General features: G+C 52.1%; 1 rRNA gene. It reads left to right on the forward strand.

Going from position 1 to position 1,145, the window contains the following annotated elements:
- Positions 1-1,123: ribosomal RNA gene (locus tag HF569_RS12095) — 16S ribosomal RNA — on the forward strand; the annotation flags it as partial.
- Positions 1,124-1,145: the final 22 nt, after the last annotated feature.

Raw genomic sequence — 1,145 nt, forward strand, 5'->3', positions numbered from 1 at the left:
TTCGGCTCGTAAAACTCTGTTGTTAAAGAAGAACACTCTTGAGAGTAACTGTTCAGGAGTTGACGGTATTTAACCAGAAAGCCACGGCTAACTACGTGCCAGCAGCCGCGGTAATACGTAGGTGGCAAGCGTTGTCCGGATTTATTGGGCGTAAAGCGAGCGCAGGCGGTCTTTTAAGTCTGATGTGAAAGCCTTCGGCTTAACCGGAGAAGTGCATCGGAAACTGGGAGACTTGAGTGCAGAAGAGGACAGTGGAACTCCATGTGTAGCGGTGGAATGCGTAGATATATGGAAGAACACCAGTGGCGAAGGCGGCTGTCTAGTCTGTAACTGACGCTGAGGCTCGAAAGCATGGGTAGCAAACAGGATTAGATACCCTGGTAGTCCATGCCGTAAACGATGAGTGCTAGGTGTTGGAGGGTTTCCGCCCTTCAGTGCCGCAGCTAACGCATTAAGCACTCCGCCTGGGGAGTACGACCGCAAGGTTGAAACTCAAAGGAATTGACGGGGGCCCGCACAAGCGGTGGAGCATGTGGTTTAATTCGAAGCTACGCGAAGAACCTTACCAGGTCTTGACATCTTCTGCCAATCTTAGAGATAAGAGGTTCCCTTCGGGGACAGAATGACAGGTGGTGCATGGTTGTCGTCAGCTCGTGTCGTGAGATGTTGGGTTAAGTCCCGCAACGAGCGCAACCCTTATTATCAGTTGCCAGCATTCAGTTGGGCACTCTGGTGAGACTGCCGGTGACAAACCGGAGGAAGGTGGGGATGACGTCAAATCATCATGCCCCTTATGACCTGGGCTACACACGTGCTACAATGGACGGTACAACGAGTTGCGAAGTCGTGAGGCCAAGCTAATCTCTTAAAGCCGTTCTCAGTTCGGATTGTAGGCTGCAACTCGCCTACATGAAGTTGGAATCGCTAGTAATCGCGGATCAGCATGCCGCGGTGAATACGTTCCCGGGCCTTGTACACACCGCCCGTCACACCATGAGAGTTTGTAACACCCAAAGCCGGTGAGATAACCTTCGGGAGTCAGCCGTCTAAGGTGGGACAGATGATTAGGGTGAAGTCGTAACAAGGTAGCCGTAGGAGAACCTGCGGCTGGATCACCTCCTTTCTAAGGAATATACGGAGGCTAC

Origin of the sequence: Levilactobacillus tujiorum, from assembly GCF_012641185.1 — a bacterium.
Classification (GTDB): Bacteria; Bacillota; Bacilli; order Lactobacillales; family Lactobacillaceae; genus Levilactobacillus; species Levilactobacillus tujiorum.